General features: G+C 75.2%; 14 protein-coding genes and 1 pseudogene. 9 read left to right on the top strand and 6 right to left on the bottom strand.

Translation table 11 applies throughout. The features are described 5' to 3' along the window. The first annotated feature begins 9 nt into the window (after positions 1–9). From AB0E19_RS10805 to AB0E19_RS10845, 9 genes are all read left to right on the top strand, one after another. On the top strand, positions 10–1,716 hold the full coding sequence (locus AB0E19_RS10805; RefSeq protein WP_362176530.1) for a hypothetical protein: 1,707 nt from the start codon (positions 10–12) through the stop codon (positions 1,714–1,716). Between the two features lie 17 nt (positions 1,717–1,733). Continuing rightward, on the top strand, positions 1,734–2,174 hold the full coding sequence (locus tag AB0E19_RS10810) for a phage tail protein (RefSeq protein ID WP_362176533.1): 441 nt from the start codon (positions 1,734–1,736) through the stop codon (positions 2,172–2,174). 5 nt (positions 2,175–2,179) lie between these two features. Further along, complete coding sequence (locus AB0E19_RS10815; RefSeq protein ID WP_362176536.1) at positions 2,180–2,980, top strand: LysM peptidoglycan-binding domain-containing protein; 801 nt, start codon at positions 2,180–2,182, stop codon at positions 2,978–2,980. Beyond that, the gene (locus AB0E19_RS10820) at positions 2,980–4,821 is read left to right on the top strand and encodes a VgrG-related protein (protein ID WP_362176539.1); all 1,842 of its coding nucleotides are present in this window, start codon (positions 2,980–2,982) and stop codon (positions 4,819–4,821) included. Before AB0E19_RS10815 ends, AB0E19_RS10820 begins: the two co-directional genes overlap by 1 nt. Positions 4,822–4,840: 19 nt before the next feature. After that, positions 4,841–5,125 (top strand): PAAR domain-containing protein, encoded by a 285-nt coding sequence (locus tag AB0E19_RS10825; protein ID WP_362176542.1) that lies wholly within the window; start codon positions 4,841–4,843, stop codon positions 5,123–5,125. A gap of 8 nt (positions 5,126–5,133) precedes the next feature. After that, complete coding sequence (locus AB0E19_RS10830) at positions 5,134–5,538, top strand: GPW/gp25 family protein (RefSeq protein ID WP_360599488.1); 405 nt, start codon at positions 5,134–5,136, stop codon at positions 5,536–5,538. After that, complete coding sequence (locus AB0E19_RS10835; RefSeq protein WP_362176546.1) at positions 5,535–7,541, top strand: putative baseplate assembly protein; 2,007 nt, start codon at positions 5,535–5,537, stop codon at positions 7,539–7,541. The genes AB0E19_RS10830 and AB0E19_RS10835 overlap by 4 nt, the downstream gene beginning before the upstream one ends. Positions 7,542–7,546: 5 nt before the next feature. Further along, the gene (locus tag AB0E19_RS10840; RefSeq protein WP_362176549.1) at positions 7,547–8,098 is read left to right on the top strand and encodes a phage tail protein; all 552 of its coding nucleotides are present in this window, start codon (positions 7,547–7,549) and stop codon (positions 8,096–8,098) included. Positions 8,099–8,454: 356 nt separating this feature from the next. Then, positions 8,455–9,243 carry a hypothetical protein gene (locus tag AB0E19_RS10845; RefSeq protein ID WP_362176552.1) on the top strand — a complete coding sequence of 263 codons (789 nt, stop codon included), beginning with the start codon at positions 8,455–8,457 and terminating at the stop codon, positions 9,241–9,243. 13 nt (positions 9,244–9,256) lie between these two features. On the opposite strand, the gene AB0E19_RS10850 is transcribed toward AB0E19_RS10845, so the two are convergent. The 6 genes and pseudogenes from AB0E19_RS10850 to AB0E19_RS10875 all read right to left on the bottom strand — a co-directional run. Then, complete coding sequence (locus AB0E19_RS10850) at positions 9,257–10,300, bottom strand: LacI family DNA-binding transcriptional regulator (protein ID WP_362176554.1); 1,044 nt, start codon at positions 10,298–10,300, stop codon at positions 9,257–9,259. 68 nt (positions 10,301–10,368) lie between these two features. Then, the gene (locus tag AB0E19_RS10855; RefSeq protein ID WP_362176557.1) at positions 10,369–12,237 is read right to left on the bottom strand and encodes a glycoside hydrolase family 36 protein; all 1,869 of its coding nucleotides are present in this window, start codon (positions 12,235–12,237) and stop codon (positions 10,369–10,371) included. Positions 12,238–12,242: 5 nt separating this feature from the next. Next, a complete protein-coding gene (locus AB0E19_RS10860; RefSeq protein WP_362176560.1) occupies positions 12,243–13,058 on the bottom strand; it encodes a carbohydrate ABC transporter permease in 816 nt (271 codons plus the stop codon). Continuing rightward, on the bottom strand, positions 13,055–14,011 hold the full coding sequence (locus tag AB0E19_RS10865; protein WP_362176563.1) for a sugar ABC transporter permease: 957 nt from the start codon (positions 14,009–14,011) through the stop codon (positions 13,055–13,057). Before AB0E19_RS10865 ends, AB0E19_RS10860 begins: the two co-directional genes overlap by 4 nt. Before the next feature lie 2 nt (positions 14,012–14,013). Beyond that, the gene (locus AB0E19_RS10870; RefSeq protein WP_362176566.1) at positions 14,014–15,348 is read right to left on the bottom strand and encodes an extracellular solute-binding protein; all 1,335 of its coding nucleotides are present in this window, start codon (positions 15,346–15,348) and stop codon (positions 14,014–14,016) included. 68 nt (positions 15,349–15,416) lie between these two features. After that, positions 15,417–15,510 (bottom strand): annotated as a pseudogene (locus tag AB0E19_RS10875) (DUF3097 family protein); the annotation flags it as partial.

The raw sequence follows: 15,510 nt of genomic DNA on the forward strand, positions 1-15,510 counted from the left end.
GGCACGACGATGGGACTGCTGTCCTGGCTGCGCGGGGGTGGCGGCGGGCGGAAGGCGGAAAGCCCGGCGGAGCCGGCACCCACGGAGCGCGCCGAGCACACCGACCGCGCCGACCGCTACGATCTTGCCGAACTCCCGCCGATGCAGCGTACGTTGGCGCCGCCGCGTCTCGTCTCCGACCACTCCGCCTTCGAGCGCGGGCTGTCCACCCGGCAGCCGACCGCCCTCTCCTCGCCCCTCGGCCACCTGGTCAGCGCCGACGCGCCGAGCGGGCTCGTCGAGGGCGTGACGACGCCGGTCCAGCGTTCGGTGGTGAACTTCCCCGCTCCACCCGGGCCCGCGTCCGTGGGGTCCGTCCCGCGAGAGCCCGTCCCCCAGGAGACTTCCCCGTCGGGGCCCGTCACCCCGGGGCCCGCCGTCCGGCCGGGGTCCCTCCCGCAGGGTCCCGTTCAGCGGGCGGCGGCCGCTCCTGATCCCGGTCCTCACCCGGAACCTCCGCCGGCGGCGCTCGAAGCGGCGGTCCCGGAGACCTCCGAGAGCCCCGGGGAGGTGGAACTCCCGGCTCCGGCGGGCGACGCGCCCGACGCCGTCCCGTCCGGCGTCGAACTTCCCGTGCGCCCCCTGGTCGGCGAGGAGCCGCTCGTCGAGACCCCGGCGCCGCATCCCGAGCCGGCCTCCTCACCCACGTCCGCCTCCGGTTCCGCTTCCGGCTCCGCTTCCGCCTCCGAGGCGGGTCACGGGCCCGTCCCGCCCCTACAGCGCTCCCTGCCGTCCGCCTCGGCAGCGGCGCCGAACCCGGCCCTCCGCCGCTCCCCCGGCCTCGGCGCCCCGCTTCCCGGGCTGCCTCCGACGGCCCAGCGCACGGCACAGGCCACCGGCCTGCCGCCGACCGGTCCCGAGCCCGCTCGCCTCGACGCGTCCCGGCCCTTGCTCCCCCTCACGGCCCAGCGCGAGGCGTCGGCGAGCGCGCTGCCGGCCACACCCGCACCGCTACCCGCACCGGTACCCGTACCTGCGGAGTCCGTGCCGCTCGGCCCCGTCCCGGCACCCGTCACCGCGCCGGACCCCGCTCCGGTGGCGCCGCTGCTCGCCGACCGGCCCCTGGTCCTGCGGACGGTGACACCGGAGACCGCGCCGAGTGCCACCGCGCCGACTCCCGCTCCCCCGGCCGCCGTCCCCGTGCGATGGGAGGCGCCGACCGCGTCCGTCCAACGGGCGACCGGCCGTCCCGCCCCCACCGCCCCTTCCCGGTCCCCCGCTACGGCCCCGGCCCCAGTCCCGGCCGTCCCTCTCCCGGCACCCCCGCTCCCGCCCCGCGACGCCGGTGACGTGGCCGTCGCCGCCGGGATCGCGCAGCGCATGGCCGACGGCAGCGTCGTCTTCGCGCCCCGGCCGCCGGCCCCGGCCCCGCCACCGCCCCGGACCCCTTTCATCCAGCGCGAGGTGGCGAACGAGGAACCCCCGCCGCCCCCGGACGACCCACCGACACCCGCATCCGCATCCGCATCCGAGCCCGAGCCCGAGCCCGGCCCCGGTCCCGACCAGGCCCCGGAGCCGTCACCCGGAACGCCCCCGGGCGCCGCCGGTCCCGGTTCCACTCCCCCCGTCACCGACGAGTTCGTCCGTGCCCTCTATCCCTCGCTCGCCCGGCTCCTCAAGGCGGAGCTGCGGCTGGAGCGTGAGCGGGCCGGGCGGCTCATCGACACCCGGTTCTGACCGAAGGAGCGAACTCCATGGCCACCGCCGCCCAGGGCGACGAGCCCGCCGTCAGCGTCTGCTTCGTCGTCACCATCGACGACATCGAGCTGGGGTCCTTCAACACCTGCGAGGGCCTCGGCTGCGAGGTCGTCCTGGAGACCCGCGAGGAGGGCGGCAACAACGGGCACGTCTGGCAGCTGCCGACCCGGCTCAAGTACTCCAACGTGAAGCTGTCGCGGCCGCTCACCCGGGAGACGGAGAAGGTGGCGCGCTGGTTCGCGAGCATGACGACCGGGTTCACGCGCAAGACCGCGCACATCGAGGCGCGGACGGGGGACGGGCGCAAGGTGGCGCAGTGGGGGCTGCTCGAAGTCGTTCCCGTGCGGTGGACCGGGCCGTCCTTCACGCCCGAGTCGCCGAAGGTGGCGATCGAGACGATCGAGATCGCCCATCACGGCTACGTCATGGAGGGCTGACCGGCATGAGCTCCCCCATCGCCTTCAGCGCGGCCGGTGCCTCCGGCGTCGCCTCGGCCGGCAAGGGCCGCTCCGCGCGCCCGAAACTGGAGCACGCCTACCTGGAGCTGCGGACGCCGCCGTCGGGCGGCGGGCTGACCCCCGGGGCGCCGTGCGGGCGGATCGACTTCCAGTTCAACCCGAAGGAGTTGAGCCTGACGAAGGCGGCCGCGTGGAAGCGGACGCCCGCCAAGGGCGCGAAGAGCGCGGGACCTCCGGAGTACCAGGGATCGCAGCCGTCGAAGTTGACGGTGGAGATGTTCTTCGACGCGGGCGACACCCAGGACACCCGGGTGGTGACCGCGGTGGAGCAGTTGTTCGCGTGCTGTGTGCCGACGAGCGAGACGCGGCAGCAGCAGCGGGCGTCGCCACCGTGGGTGGTGTTCCACTGGGGCGGGCTGACCGGATTCCCCGGGTACGTGAGCCAAGTACAGGCGAAGTACACGCTGTTCACCACCTCCGGGGTTCCGATCCGGGCGGTCTGCCTGGTGACGATGGAGGAGATCAGCGGCGACACGCCGGGGCAGAACCCGACGTCGGGGGCGCTCACCGCGCGCCGTACGCACCGGGTGGCGGCCGGGGACTCGCTGCCGTCGCTCGCGCAGCGCGAGTACGGCGATCCGGCGGCGTGGCGGGTGATCGCCGAGGCCAACGGCATCGACGATCCGCTCCGACTCGCCCCCGGGACCCGCTTGTTGCTGCCCGCGCCGGACGAACTCGGGCGGCTGCGCGGAGAGTCGGCTCCGGCGATCCGGCGGGGGTTGTGATGGGGGCGCCCGGGGTCGCGTCCGCGCTCGTCGTCGAGGTCGGGGGGCGGCCGCTGCCGCCCCGGCTGATGAACACCCTCGTGGAGGGGTACGTCGACGACAGCCGTACGCTGCCGGACCTGTTCCTGCTGCGGTTCCGCGACCCGGACCGGACGCTGCTCGCGCAGGGCGGGCTCGCCGTCGGCGCGGAGATCGCGCTGCTCGCCCGAGGCGGTGGCGGGACGGAACCCCGGCCGCTGCTCACCGGGGTGGTGACGGCGCTCGAACTGGAGCTGGACGAGTCGGGGACGTACACGGTGGTGCGCGGGCTCGACGAGACGTACAAGCTGCTGCGCGGGACGCGGGTGGCGGCGTACCGGGACATGACGCTCGCCGACGTCGTCGCCCGGGTCGCCCAGCGGGCCGGGCTGAAGCCGGGGACGGTGGACGTGGCCGGGCCGGTGCTCGACCACGTGGCCCAGGCCAACGTCAGCGACTGGGAGTTCGTGCGCGGGCTCGCCGAGGAGGCGGGCGCCCAGGCGTACGTACGGGACGGGATGCTGCACGTGGTGAGGCCGGCGGAGGCGGGCGGGGCGCCGGACGCGTCGGCGCGCGCGGACCGGGATCCGCTGGTCCTGGAGCGGGGGGCGAACCTGCTGCGCTGCCGGGCGTCGGTGTCGGCGGCGGAACAGGTCTCCGAGGTGGAGGTGCGGGGCTGGGACGTGCGGGGCAAGCGGGCGCTGGTGGGCAGGGCGCCGGCCGGTGCGTCGTCGACGCTGGCGCTCGGGGTGACGGCGGCGGACGTGACGGCGCCGCTGGGCGAGGCCCGGCACGTCGTGACGGACGGCGGGTACGGCACGCAGGAGCGGGTCGACCGGGCGGCGAAGGCGCTGGCCGAGCGGCTCGCGGGCTCGTTCGCGGAGCTGGAGGCGGTCGTCCGGGGGAACCCTGAGGTGCGGGCGGGCACGGCGGTGGCGCTGAACGCGGTCGGCGCCCCCTTCGAGGGCCGGTACACGGTGACGTCGTCGCGGCACGTCTTCGACGCGCTGCGCGGGTACGAGACCTGGATCACCGTGTCGGGACAGCAGGAGCGCTCGCTGTACGGGCTCACCGGGGGCGGCCCGGGGTCCGCGCGGGGTGCGGCCGGTCTGGTCAACGCGACGGTGACGGACACCCAGGACCCGGAGGGTTCGGGGCGGGTGAAGGTGACGTTCCCGTGGCTGTCGGACGAGTACGCGAGCGACTGGGCGCGGACCGCGCAGGCGGCCGGCACCGGCGGCGGGGAGCCGTACATCCCGGAGGTCGGGGACGAGGTCGTGGTCGGCTTCGAACTGGGGCGCCTCGACCGGCCGTACGTGCTCGGCGGGCTCTACAACGGCCAGGACCGGCCGTCCGGGGGCGGCGCCGTGGACCCGACGTCCGGGGCGGTGGACCGGCGGGCCTTCGCCTCCAAGGGCGGGCACAGGCTGGAGCTGCTCGACGCCGCGGGCGGGGCGCAGGGGGTGCGGCTGCGGACCGGCGACGGGAAGCTGACGATCGACCTCGACCAGTCGGGGACGGCCGTCACCATCGGCTCCGACGGATCGGTGCGGATCACCGCGAAGGAGAAGGTGTCGATCACGGCCTCGGGCGGGGTGAGCGTCGCCGCCGAGCGCGGTGCGCTCGAACTCAGCGGCGACAGCGTGTCCGTGACGGCACGTCAGGGCGTGAAGGTGGACGGCGGCCAGGGCGCGGTCCGGCTCGCCACCGGCGGCGCGCTCGACGTGCGGGGGTCGACGGTCACGGTGGACGGGACGCAGCGCACGGAGCTGAAGGGCGGCACGACGCTCTCCGTCAGCGCGCCCCTGGTGAAGATCAACTGATCGGGACGGAGGGAGAGCCATGGCACAGGCAGCGGCCGCCGCACGGGTCGGGGACCCGACCGCGCACCCGGGGGTGATCGGCCCTCCGGGGGTGCCGTCCGTCCTGATCGGGGGACAGCCCGCCGCCACGGTCGGCACCGCGCACCAGTGCTCCTCCCCGGCGGCGCATCCGCCGTCGGCGCTCGCGCCTCCCGGCTCCACCACGGTGCTGATCGGGGGCCGTCCGGCGGCCCGGGTCGGCGACCTGTCCGCGTGCGGCTCGGCGGTCGTGTCGGGCTGCCCGTCCGTGCTGATCGGAGGCTGAGGGGAACCATGGGCCAGGAATTCATCGGCGCGGGCTGGGCCTTCCCGCCGCGCACGGACGCGACCGGGTCGATCGCGCTCGTCCGGGGCGAGCGCGAGCTGGAGGAGTCGATCCGGCTGATCCTCGCGACCTCGCCGGGTGAGCGGCCGATGCGGCCCGAGTTCGGCTGCGCGATCAACGACTACGTCTTCGCGCCCGCCGACGCGGGGACGGCCGGGCAGCTCGCGTACGAGGTGCGGCTCGCGCTGGAGCGGTGGGAGCCGCGGATCGAGGTGACGGAGGTCGCGGTCCGCTTCGACGAGGTCGACAGCGGCGTGCTGTACATCGACATCGGCTACACGGTGCGTGGCGCCAACGACCCCCGGAACCTGGTGTTCCCGTTCTATGTGATCCCGGAGGAGGACCGCGCATGACGCTGCCGAGCCCGCATCTGGACGACCGGCACTTCCAGAGCCTGGTGGACGAGGCCAAACGGCTGGTGCAGCGGCGCTGCCCGGAGTGGACCGACCACAACGTGTCCGACCCGGGCGTCACCCTCATCGAGGCCTTCGCCACCATGGTCGACCAGCTCGTGTACCGGGTGAACCGGGTACCGGAGAAGAACTACCTCACCTTCCTGGACCTGATCGGGGTGCGGCTCCACCCGCCGACCGCCGCCGCCACCGACGTCACGTTCCGGCTGTCGGCGCCGCAGCCCGAGCCGGTGTTCGTGCGCGCCGGGACGGAGGTGGCGACGGTCCGCACCGAGACCGAGCCGGCCGTCGTCTTCGGCACCACCCGGGACCTGACGATCGTGCCCTGCGCCTACGCGGCGCTCGCGACGCTCCCGGCCGCCGGGACCGGACCCGGCACGGGTGCGCGGGCGGCGGGAGGCGGGGCGGACGCGGCCGCCGTCGACCGCACCGAGGAGCTGGCGCTCCGCCGGGACGTGCCCTGCTTCTCCGCCACGCCCACCCCCGGCGACGCCCTCTACGTCGGCCTGTCGGCTGCCGTGCCCGCCGGGGTCGTGGTGCTGCGCCTGGACTGCGACGTCCAGGGCGTGGGCGTCGACCCGCTGCGGCCGCCGCTGCTGTGGGAGGCGTGGGACGGACGCCGCTGGACGGCCTGCGAGGTGGAGAAGGACGACACCGGCGGCTTCAACCGCTCCGGCGAGCTGATCCTGCACCTGCCGGCCGCCCACACCCCGCTGAGCATCGTGCGGCGCACCGGGGGCTGGCTGCGGTGCCGCCTCGTGGCGGCGGCCCCGGACCAGCCGACGTACGTGGCGCCTCCGGTGGTGCGCGGGATCACGGCCTTCACGATCGGGGCGACCGTGGCCGCCGAGCACGCGGAGCGGATCACCGGCGAGGTGCTGGGGACGGCGGAGGGGGTGGCGGGCCAGACCTTCGCGGTCGCCCGACCGCCGGTCGTCCCCGGGGAGTTCGCCCTGGAGGTCACCGCCCCGGCCCCGGACGGGTCCGCCGACCCGTCCGAGGTCCCGTGGACGCGGGTCGACGACTTCGCCCACTCCGGCCCCGCCGACCGGCACTTCACCCTCGACGAGGGCACCGGGCGCGTCGAGTTCGGTCCCGCCGTCCGCGAACAGGACGGCACCATAAGGAACTTCGGTGCCGTGCCGGACAAGGGCGCGACCGTCCGGGTCCGCGCCTACCGCACCGGCGGCGGCGCGCGCGGCAACGTCGCCCGCGCCACCCTCCGGGTGCTGCGCGGCACCGTGCCGTACGTCGCGCGCGTGGAGAACCGCCGGCGGGCGCTCGGCGGCGTCGACGGCGAGACCGTCGACAGCGCCCGGGTCCGCGGCCCGCTCACCCTGCGGACGCTCCGCCGGGCCGTCGTCCCGCGCGACTACGAACTCCTCGCCCGCGAGCAGGCGCCGGACGCGGCCCGCGTGCACTGCGTCCCCGAGGACGCCGAGGGCGGGGTACGGCTCCTGATCGTGCCGGCCGGGCGCGGCGACGACCGCGGCCGGATCGCCTTCGACGAGCTGATCCCCCCGCCGCGGACCCTCGCGCGGATCGCCGCGTACCTGGACGAGCGCCGTCCCGTCGGCGCGCGGGTCGTCGTCGAGCCGCCGTTCTACCAGGGCGTCACCTTCGTCGCGACCGTGCAGGCGAGCCGCGGCGCCGCCGCCGAGCGGGTGCGGGAGGACGCCCTCGCCGCCCTCGACGGCTACTTCAACGCGCTCACCGGCGGCCCTGACGGCACGGGCTGGCCGTTCGGCCGCCCGGTGCAGACCGGCGAGGCGTACGCGGTCCTCCAGCGCGTCCCGGGCGTCGACCTCGTCGACGACGTGCGGCTCTACCGCGCCGACCCGGTCACCGGGCAGCGGACCGAGGCGCCCGACGGGCGGATCCCCCTCGACCGGCACGCCCTCGTCTTCTCGTACGAGCACCAGCTGCGGGTCAGGGAGGGCTGACCGACGTGCGCACCGACGTCCCCGGGCTCCCGAGCCCGCACCCGCTGATCGAACTGCTGCCCGCCGTCTATCTGGAGCACGACTTCCTCGCCCGCTTCCTCGCCGCCCTCGACGAGGTCCTGGCGCCCGTGCTGCTCAGCCTCGACAACCTGCCCGCGCACTTCGACCCGCGCACGGCGCCCGAGGACTTCCTCGACATGCTGGCCGGCTGGGTGGCCGTGGAGCAGCGGGACGACACCCCGCGGGACCGTCGGCGCGCCGCCGTCCTCGGCGCGGTCGAACGGCACCGGACGCGCGGCACCCTCGACGGGCTCGCGGAGGCGCTGCGCCTGGAGACGGGCGGGGCGCCGGCCGAGATCACCGAGAGCGGCGGGACGGTCTGGTCGGCCACCCCCGGCACCCCGCTGCCCGGCACCCGCCGTCCCTGGGTGACGATCCGGCTCGCGCCGTCCGACCCCGGGCGGGTCGACCGGGCGCGCCTGGAGGAGCTCATCGCGGCCGAGATCCCGGCCCACGTGGGCTTCACCCTCGACATCCTCCCGGGGGGTGCGCGGTGACCTGCCCGACCTGCGGACAGCGCAACACGCCGGGCACCCCGTTCTGCGCGTCGTGCGGGGCGTTCCTGGACTGGGACGGGGCCGACGACGGCGACACAGGGGAAGGCACGCGGCGGGGCACGGGCTCGGGGGCGGCCCCTGACGCGGCGCGGGCACCGACGCCCGCCGCACCGACGCCCGCCGCGCCCCCGCCGGCCGCGCCCACCCCCGTACCCGCGCCCACGCCCGTACCGGTACCCGTGCCCGCCCCCGTACCCCCTCCCGTACGGGTCCCCGCTCCGCCGCCACCGGCTCCGCCGGCCGATCCGCCGCCCGTCCCCGGGCTGCGGCGGCCGGGGGCGGAGACCGGGCCGGCGGTGCCCGGACCGCCGGCCGACGGACCGCCGGCCGGGACCGCCGGGCCGCCTCCCCCGCCGCCGGCGGTGGTCCGCTGCCGGGGGTGCGGCAGCGAGAACAGCGCCGACCGCACCCTCTGCCTCCGGTGCGCGCTGCCGCTCGCCCCGGGGCCCGTGCCCGAGGCGCCGCCGCCCTGGTGGCGCCGGCTGACGCGCCGTGGCGGGCGGCCCGCGCCGCTCGCCGGGACGCGGCCGCGCCGGGCCTGGCGCAGGCCTCGGATCGTGCTGCCGCTCGTCCTGGTGCTGCTGGCCTGCGGTGTCTGGTTCGGTCTGCCGTACGCGGGGCGGCTGCTGGGGCTCGCCCGGGAGGAGACGAGTCCGCCGGAGTCGCTGCCGCCGTCCGCCGTACGGGCTTCCGCCGCGCTGAAGGACCATCCCGCGGCGGCCGCCTTCGACGGGTTCACCAACCGCTACTGGGGTGTCGCCGCCCCCGGTGCCACGGTGGAGGCGGAGTTCGGGGCGCCGGGGGTGCGGGTGACGAAGCTGGTGGTGTTCGCGGGGGTGTCGGCGAAGAAGGACGAGTTCCTGACGCAGGCGCGCCCGGCGCGGATCGTGGTGGAGGTGGTGTCGGCGGACGGGGACGTCTCGACCCGCCGGATCACCCTCAAGGACCAGCCGGGCCAGCAGACCTTCGACCTGCGGGGCTCCGACGTGACCCGGATCCGGGTGACGCCCGAGACGGCGTACGGCGCCGGGCGCGGCCGCCATCTGGCGGTGGCCGAGGTCGAGTTCTTCGGCCACCGGGGCTGACGGGCCCCGGCCGTCAGCCCCGCGCGCCCCGCCGGTCGGGCGTGCTGTCGCGGACGATCCGCTCCGCCGGGAGCAGCAGCCCCTCGGGCGGGGTGGCCTCGCGGTCCTCGACGACGGTGACCAGGCGGTCGACGAGGGCGTGGGCGATGGCGGGCAGCGGCAGCCGGACGCTGGTGAGGGTGGGCTGGAGGAAGGTGCACAGGGGGAGGTCGTTGAAGCCGGTGACGGCGACGTCGGTGCCGACGGCGAGGCCCGCGGCGCGGACGGCCTGGTAGGCGGTGAGGGCGAGCCAGTCGCTGGCGCAGACCAGGGCGGTCGGTCGGTCGGGTCCGGCGAGCAGCCGCTGGAGCGCACGGGAGAGGGCGGCGGGGTCGTCGTCGGGGACGCCGACCTCGAAGGCGCCGTCGGGCGCGGCGGCGCCGGCCGCCAGGAGGCCGGCGCGGCGGTCGGCCATCCAGGGCAGGGCGGCGGCGGAGTTGACGTAGCAGACGCGGCGGTGGCCCTGGGCGAGCAGGTGGCCGACGAGGTCGGCGGTGGCGGCGGCGGAGTCGATGTCGACCCAGTTCTGCGGGCGGCCGGGGGCGGTGCGGCCGAAGGCGGCGAAGGGGAAGCCGGCCTCGGCGAGGACGTCGACCCGGGGGTCGTCGTGCACGACGTCGGAGAGGACGAAGCCGTCGACCTGGCGGGCCGCGATGAGGCCGTGGAAGGACTTGGCGACGGCTCCGGCGCCCTGCTGGGGGTCGCAGCGGAAGAGCAGGACGCGGTGGCCGACGGTGTCGGCGGCGCTCACCAGGGCCTGGAGGAAGCCGCCCATGAGGGGGTTGGGGTCGGCGGGGTTGTCGGCGGGGGCGGGGTAGCCGATGACCTTGCGGGTGCCGGTGCGCAGGCTGCGGGCGGACTGGTCGGGCTGGTAGCCGAGGGCCTCGATGGCGGCGGTGACCCGGTCGAGGGTGGCGGCGCGCAGCCGGTGGGGGGCGTTGAGCGCGTTCGAGACGGTCTGGCGGGAGACTCCCGCCGTGCGGGCGACGTCTTCGATGGTCACCTGTCGAGGGGTCATCGTTCCTCTGGGGTCGGCGGGCCGCGGGCAGTGGCCGTCCGCCCGCGGCGCGCTCGCTGAGTGCTCGGTCAGCCCTCGCGGGTGAGGGTGAGCAGGCCGCCGGTCGGTACGGTCACCGGGTTCGTTCCGGGGACGAGGTCGAGTTCGGTCTCGGACAGGATCTCACCCCGGCAGTCCTGGACGAGGGCGAGGGCCCGTTCCGGGCGGACGGCGGTGAGGAGGACGGTGGGGTCGGGGTCCGCGTTGGCGACGAGCAGGGTGCGCGGCCCGGGTGCCGCGCTCGTGGCGTCGTCCCGGTCGGGGAGGGCGACGGGCAGCGGCGCGTAGCGGGCGACGACGGTGGTGTGCGGGCCTGCGGCGCGGACGAGGGGGTAGCCGAGGTCGGGGCGGGCGGGCTCCAGTGCGCCGTGCTGGAGGACGTCGGCGTGGCGGCGGAAGATGTCGAGCCAGAAGCGGAGGGCGGCGAGCTGGCCCGGGGTCTGGGCGGCGAGGTCGACGGAGATCTGGGGCACCGAGAAGAGCGCGTTGACGAGGTGGACGGCGACGGCCTCGGGGGTCTCGGCGGGGTGCCACATGATCATGTCGGAGTGGACGGCGAGCGGTCCCGCGGTGAGCCGGCAGTCGACGACCCGCTGGCGGTTCTCGGCCGGGCTGAGCGGGCAGTCGACGGCGCGGACCATGGTGGCGTACGGCCAGAGGCCGGGGCCGACGTACGGCTGGCGGTGTTCGACGATGACGTCGGGCCGGGTGCGGCGCAGCCGGGCGTCGAGGTCGGCGAGGAGCCGGCGCACGGCTCCGTGGACGGTGGTGTGGTCGGCGCCGGCGGGTGCGGGCGGCGGGTCGGCGACGGCGAAGCGGTCGAGGAAGTCGAGCTTCACGCCGTCCATGCCCCACTCCTCGACGGCGCGGGCGACCGTGTCGACGAGGTGGGCGCGGACCTCGGGGTGGCGGGGGTCGAGGACGGCGGCGTCGAGGTGGGGTTCCTCGCGCAGGATCATGCCCTGGAAGCGGTCCCGGGCGGGATTGTGCCGGCCGATGAACGGCACCGCGTACCAGAGGAGGTAGGCGAGGCCGAGTCGGTGGACCTCGGCGACGTGGGCGGCGAGGTCGGGGAAGGCGGCGGTGTTGGGTTCCCAGTCGCCGCAGTGGCCGTAGCCGCGGGCGCGGTCGGTGGTCTGCCAGCCGTCGTCGACGATGACGCTCTCGCAGCCGAGGTCGGCGGCGAGGGCGGCCTGGCGTTCGACGGCGGCGGTGTCGACGTTCTGGTGCAGGCTGTACCAGGTGGAGTAGGCGGGCATCCGGGCGGCGGGCGCGACGCCGGGGTGGTGGAGGCCTTCGGCCCACCAGTCGGTGACGTCGCGGAGGGTGGCGGCGAAGTGCCGGCCGCTGAGGTCGACGCGCAGGCGCAGCGGCGGGCCGTCGGGGGTGAGGTCCTGCTCGAAGGTGAAGGCGAACTCGCCGCTCTCCTCGACGACACCGGCCCCGATGCGCACGGGCGCGGTGGTCTCTCCGGCTGCGGCGGTGCACAGGGCCCGGTCGTGGGTGCCGACGAGGCTGGTGACGGGGGCGCCGTGGGCGAGGGAGACGGTGCGGGGCGCGATCCAGGACGGGGGGAGCCAGCGGGAGGCGCTGGTGTCGGGGGTCCAGTGGGCGGTGGCGCCGGCGCAGGCGACGCGCCATTCGGCGCGGACGGTGACGGTGTCGTCGGCGGTGACCTCGATCAGGGCGACGCCCTCGTCGAGGGGGGTGACGGCGGTGTGCCAGCGGTCGCCGCCGAGTGCGGTGAGGTGGAGGGTGAGGGGGTGTCCGGTGGCCGGGTGGGTGAGGCCGGTGGCGAGCTGCCGGTGGACGGCGGTGCCGGAGGTGTCGTCGGCGGGCGAGTTGGGGCGCCAGGCCGGTACGGGCTGCTGCGTGGTGGCGTCCGGTGCGGTGGTCACGGTGGTCACTCCTTGGTGGCCCCGGCGAGCAGGCCGGAGATGAACTGGCGTTGCAGGACGAGGAAGAGGGCCATCACGGGGATGGCGGAGATGGCGCCGGCGAGCAGCACCTGCGGGTAGTTGGTGGTCGAGAGGCCCTGGAGGGTGGCGGTGGCCACGGGCAGCGTGTACATCTCGGGGCTGCGCAGCGCGATCAGCGGCCAGACGAACTGGTTCCAGCCGCCGAGGAAGACGAAGAGCGCGAGGGCGGCGATGACGGGCCGGTTGACGGGGATGACGATCCGCCACAGCACGCGGAGTTCGCCGGCGCCGTCGACGCGGGCGGCGTCGAGGAGTTCGTCGGGCATGGAGCGCAGCGCCTGCCGCATGAGGAAGATGCCGAAGGGGGTGACGAGGCCGGGCAGGACGACCGACGGGTAGGTGTCGATCAGGCCCATGTCCGTCATCATCCGGAAGATCGGGATCAGCATCACCGTGTCGGGGATGACCAGGGTGCTGAGCAGCACGATGAAGAAGAGGTTCCGGCCGCGGAAGTCGAACTTCGCGAAGGCGTATCCGGCGAGGACGGAGACGACGACCGCGCCGGCGGTCTGGAGGCCCGCGACCACCAGGGAGTTGACCAGGACGCGGTCGAGTCCGATGGACTCCTGGAGGCCCTGGAGGTTCTCCATGAGGTGGCCTCCGGGCAGCAGCTTCGGCGGCCAGGAGAAGACGTCCCTGTCGTGCTGGGTGGCGGCCATGGCGAGCCACCAGAACGGGCCGACGCAGAGGCCGAACGCTCCCGCGAGGAGCAGGGTGAGCAGGGTGCCGCGGGCCTTCACCGGCGTTCTCCCATCAGGCGGACCTGGAGGACGCCGAGGACGGACACGAGCAGCGCGAGGGCGTAGGCGAGGGCCGAGGCGTAGCCGAAGTCGAAGTACTTGAAGCCGTTTTCGTAGAGGTACATGGTGACCGTCAGGGTGGCGTTGTCGGGGCCGCCGCCGGTGAGGACGTACGGCTCGTCGAAGAGCTGGAGGGTGCCGATGGTGGAGAGGACGACGGTGAGGAGGAGGATCGGCCGCAGCTGGGGGAGGGTGATGGAGAAGAAGCGGCGGACGGGTCCCGCGCCGTCGACCATCGCCGCCTCGTACAGCTCCTTGGGGATCCCCTGGAGTCCGGCGAGGTACATCACGGCGTTGTAGCCGGTGTAGTGCCAGGTGAGGACGAGGACGATGCCGACGCGGGCCCAGGAGGGGCTGCCGAGCCAGTTCACCGGGTCGACGCCGACGAGGGAGAGGATCCAGTTGAGCAGTCCGGCGTCGCGGTTGAGGATGACGGAGAACATCACGCCGGCGGCGACCAGGCCCGTGAGGGACGGGATGAAGACGCCGAGCCGCCACAGCGGACGCAGCCGCACCCGGGTGGAGTCGAGGCCGAGGGCGACGAGCAGGGCGAGGCCGAGCATCAGCGGGACCTGCACGACGAGGATCAGGGCGGTGTTCTCCAGCGCGGTCCAGAACAGCGGATCACCCACCAGGCGGCGGTAGTTGGCGAGTCCGGCGAAGCGCTCGGAGTCGCCGTTCCCGGTGGTCAGGCTGATCCAGAACGAGGCGGCGATGGGGTACGCCTTGAAGACGGCGAAGCCCAGGACTGCGGGCATGATCAGCAGGTACGGGACGGAGCCGCGGGTCAGCACCCGGCGGCGGCCCGAGGGCCCTGGCCGCCGGCGGCGGCCCGTGCGGGCGGACACCGCGGGGCGGCGGGCGCCGGTGGTGTCGGACGGGGCGAGGGACATGGTCAGGCCGCCTGCTGCCGGCCGGTCTGCTGGGCGAGCCGCCCGGCCGCGGCCTGGAGCACGGCGGCCGGGTCGGCGCCCTTGAGCAGGACCTGGGTCTGGGCGTCGGCGGCGAGCTTGAGGGCCCGGCTGTAGTCGCCGGTGAAGTTGGTGGCGGCCGCGCCGGCGCCGAGCGAGTCCACGAAGGACCGCAGGACACGCTGCCCGCCGTAGAAGGGGTGCGGGGCGTTGAACTTCGGGTCGTCGTACGCCGCCTTGAGCGCGGGGAAGACACCGCCGGAGGCGAACATGCGGTTGATCTCCGCGGGCTTGGTGAGCGCGTACTCGACGAACCTCCAGGCGGCCTTGCGCCGCGGGCTGGTGGCGGAGACGGTCAGGTAGGTGGAGTTGACGACGGCGCTGCGGCCGCCGCCGGGGACGGCCGCGGGCGACGGCATGACCCGCCACCGCCCCTTCTGGGCGGGGAACTTGGTGGCCAGGTACTCGACGGCCCACGCCGGGTACGGGGCGGTGGCGAGCTTCCCCTGGCCGACCAGGCGCTTCCACGTGCCCTCGCCGGCGGTGTCGGCGACCAGGCCGGCGTCGTTGAGCCGCTTGATGACGGTGAGGGCCTGGACGGCCGCCGGGGAGGCGAGGGTGATCCTGCCTTCGGCATCGAAGTAGAAGGCGCCCTGGAGCAGCATCAGGCTCTGGAAGAAGTCCAGGTCCTGGGCGGTGCCGGGCTTGTCGAGCCCGAGCAGCTGGGCGCCGCCGGCGGCCCGGATACTCGGCCCCGCCGCGATCAGGTCGTCCCAGCTGGTGAGCGCTTCGGGGTCGACGCCGGCCTTCTCGAAGTAGTCGTGGCGGTAGAAGAGGCCGAGCGGGTTCACCTCCCAGGGCAGCGCGCGGACGGCTCCGCCCTCTCCCAGGACGGTCGGCCACAAGCCCTGCACGAAGGCGTTCTTGTGGCGGTCGGCGCCGAGTCTGGACAGGTCGGCGAGGCCCTGGGGGAACTTCTGGAGGTAGCCGGGGAGGTAGTCGACCCCGATGTGCAGGACGTCGGCGAGGCCCTTGCCGCCGGAGGCCAGTCCGACGGTGATCTTGTCCCAGATGGCCGGGTTGCCGAGGTCCTGGACGTCGACCGTGATGCCCGGGTTGTCCCGCTCGAAGGAGGGGACGACCCCGCGCAGCGCCTCGGCGGCGGTGGTCCAGCTCCAGACCGTGATCCGTCCGCTGTCGCCGTCGGCCCCCTTCTGGTCCCCGCCGGACCCGCCGCTGCCGCAGGCGGCGAGCCCGAGCCCGGCGGCGGAGGCGGTGGCGAGGTGGAGGATCTGGCGACGGCTCAGGTGGTGGGACATGTCGGCTCCTGGGTGAGGGTGGTGAAGGAGGGAGGGTTGGTGGAGGAGGGAGGGTTGGTGGAGGAGGGCAGCGTCACCGTGCCCGCCTCGCAGCGGATCACCGCCCCGCAGAAGCCCGTGGAGACCTCCTCGACCACCAGGTCCGGGTCGGCCGGCACCTCG

Source organism: Streptomyces sp. NPDC047974 (genome assembly GCF_040653375.1).
Taxonomy (GTDB): Bacteria; Actinomycetota; Actinomycetes; order Streptomycetales; family Streptomycetaceae; genus Streptomyces.

Excerpts from the sequence above, each read along its gene's own strand:
- AB0E19_RS10805 (WP_362176530.1), top strand. The coding sequence starts at position 10 with ATGGGACTGCTGTCCTGGCTGCGCGGGGGTGGCGGCGGGCGGAAGGCG.
- AB0E19_RS10810 (WP_362176533.1), top strand. The coding sequence starts at position 1,734 with ATGGCCACCGCCGCCCAGGGCGACGAGCCCGCCGTCAGCGTCTGCTTC.
- AB0E19_RS10815 (WP_362176536.1), top strand. The coding sequence starts at position 2,180 with ATGAGCTCCCCCATCGCCTTCAGCGCGGCCGGTGCCTCCGGCGTCGCC.
- AB0E19_RS10820 (WP_362176539.1), top strand. The coding sequence starts at position 2,980 with ATGGGGGCGCCCGGGGTCGCGTCCGCGCTCGTCGTCGAGGTCGGGGGG.
- AB0E19_RS10825 (WP_362176542.1), top strand. The coding sequence starts at position 4,841 with ATGGCACAGGCAGCGGCCGCCGCACGGGTCGGGGACCCGACCGCGCAC.
- AB0E19_RS10830 (WP_360599488.1), top strand. The coding sequence starts at position 5,134 with ATGGGCCAGGAATTCATCGGCGCGGGCTGGGCCTTCCCGCCGCGCACG.
- AB0E19_RS10835 (WP_362176546.1), top strand. The coding sequence starts at position 5,535 with ATGACGCTGCCGAGCCCGCATCTGGACGACCGGCACTTCCAGAGCCTG.
- AB0E19_RS10850 (WP_362176554.1), bottom strand. The coding sequence starts at position 10,300 with ATGACCCCTCGACAGGTGACCATCGAAGACGTCGCCCGCACGGCGGGA.
- AB0E19_RS10865 (WP_362176563.1), bottom strand. The coding sequence starts at position 14,011 with ATGTCCCTCGCCCCGTCCGACACCACCGGCGCCCGCCGCCCCGCGGTG.
- AB0E19_RS10870 (WP_362176566.1), bottom strand. The coding sequence starts at position 15,348 with ATGTCCCACCACCTGAGCCGTCGCCAGATCCTCCACCTCGCCACCGCC.